Genomic DNA, 255 nt, shown 5'->3' on the forward strand with positions numbered 1-255 from the left:
ACTTCTTCCAGCCGTCCTTCAAGCTGAAGGACAAGCGACGCGAGGGCGCGAAGGTGATCAAGCGCTACCATGTTCCAGCCACGCCCTATGAACGAGCACTGGGGCATCCGAGGTTGAGCAAGGTAGTTAAACGGCGTCTTCGAGAGCTTCATCGCACGCTCGATCCCGTGGCCCTGCTGGCCGAGATGAGAGACGCCCAGGCGGAGCTCGGCACGCGTGTCGACGCCCGATTGGGCAGGCTCGCGGCAGCAAGCC

At 63.1% G+C, this 255-nt stretch carries 1 pseudogene; it reads left to right on the plus strand.

From position 1 onward, the window contains the following. Positions 1-255: pseudogene (locus tag ACZYOF_RS44780) on the plus strand (ISNCY family transposase); the annotation flags it as partial.

It is taken from the genome of Bradyrhizobium sp. LeoA1Lang (assembly GCF_055413685.1).